Source organism: Pseudoroseomonas cervicalis ATCC 49957 (assembly GCF_000164635.1).
In the GTDB taxonomy this organism is placed as follows: Bacteria; Pseudomonadota; Alphaproteobacteria; order Acetobacterales; family Acetobacteraceae; genus Pseudoroseomonas; species Pseudoroseomonas cervicalis.
Genome location: NZ_GG770850.1, coordinates 1 through 1,534, shown reverse-complemented (window position 1 = coordinate 1,534; position 1,534 = coordinate 1). Strand labels below are relative to the sequence as shown.

The window sequence follows — 1,534 nt, the reverse complement described above, 5'->3', positions numbered from 1 at the left end:
GCCGCACCAGGAAGCGCATGCCGCGCAGCCCGTCGCGCATCCGGCGGCCGATCGGCGGGGTGGGAGAGGACATGGCGGCCTCCGGTCTCAGCGCTGGGCGGCCTGGCGGCGGGCGGGGCGGTCCGCGGCCGCGGCGGGCTGCGCCAGCAGGGTGTTGGCGGTGACCTCGTCGGTGATCAGCACGGTCGGGCGCAGCAGGGTCAGCGCGCCCTGCAGCGCCTCGATCTTGTCCGGCCCGCCCGAGGTCAGGATGCGCTGCGGCGTGCGGCACAAAGCCTCGATCGGCGCGCTCATCACCCGCTGGTTCAGCGGATGGTCCACCAGCCGGCCGGTGATGTCGTAGAAATTGTACAGCAGATTGCCCACCGCGCCGCGCGCCAGCAGCGATTGCCGGTCGGCATCCGAGAAATGCCCGAACAGCGAGGAATTCGCCTCCGTGCCCATGCCGCCGACGCTGACCAGCACGGCATCCAGCTGGTCGGCCATGTGGAAGGCGGGGCCTATGCCGCAGCGCTCGATCAGCGCGCGCTTGGTCTCGACGCTGTCGACCAGCGCGGGGGCTGCGATCAGGTAGCAGCTGGCGTTGAACAGCCGGGCGAATTGCCAGGCGAATTCCGCCGGATTGTATTGGCGCACCGCCGAGATGCCGCCGAGCAGCGAGACGATGGAGAGATCCTGCAGCGGCCGGTCATCGATGGCGTTCAGCGAATGCAGCAGGGTGCGGCCCCAGCCGACGCCGATCTTCATGCCCGGCGCCATGAAGCCGGAGAGGTATTCGCCGGTCGCGGCGCCGATCACCGGCAGCGGATCGGCCTCGGCCGAGGCCAGCGGCGCCACCACCGCCTCGCGCAGGCCGAAGCGTTCCTCGAGCGCGATCTCGGCGCGGCGCAGCTCGGCGATGTCGCGGCTGAGGCTGATCTTCACCTCGCCCAGCTCGCGCGCATCGGCCAGCATGCGCACCACGGTGACGCGGCCGATGCCCAGCGCCTCGGCGATCGCGGTCTGCGTCATGTCCTCGACATAATACATCCAGGCGGCGCGCAGGCGCAGCCGCGCGGAGCGGCGGCCATTCAGCGCGGCCTGAGGCGTGGCCTGTCGGGACGAAGTTCTGCTGCTCACCACGCGGCTCCGGCCATGGCCGGGGGCGTGCCGCGACGGGGCGGCTGCCCCCTGGGGTCGGTCAGGTTATACGGCCTGAAGCAGGCCAGGCAAGCCGCGCCGGGCCGAGGCGCCCTCGACCAGCCGGCCGCGCAGCAGGATGCGCTCCTGCGGCAGCTCGGCGCCGCCGATGCGCGCCAGCAGCAGATCGAGGCCGCGCGCCACCATCGCCTCCAGCGGCTGCGCCACGGTGGTCAGCCGGTAGGGCGGGCGCAGCGCCGGGCCGATGCCGTCGGCGCCGACCACGGAGACGTCGCCGGGCACGGACAGCCCCGCCTCGCGCAGCGCGTCCATCGCGCCCATGGCCAGGATGTCGGCGACGCCGAACACCGCATCCGGCCGTTCCGCCGCCGGCAGGGCCGCGATGTGGCGGCCG

2 protein-coding genes are annotated in these 1,534 nt (G+C 72.9%); both read right to left on the bottom strand.

What is annotated here, in order from left to right:
- Positions 1-87 precede the first annotated feature (87 nt).
- Positions 88-1,119: a sugar-binding transcriptional regulator gene (locus tag HMPREF0731_RS19630; protein WP_007005961.1), complete on the bottom strand. Its 1,032-nt coding sequence runs from the start codon at positions 1,117-1,119 to the stop codon at positions 88-90.
- Between the two features lie 66 nt (positions 1,120-1,185).
- Positions 1,186-1,534 (bottom strand): substrate-binding domain-containing protein (locus HMPREF0731_RS19625; protein WP_007005960.1); only part of this gene is annotated, 349 nt, incomplete at its 5' end.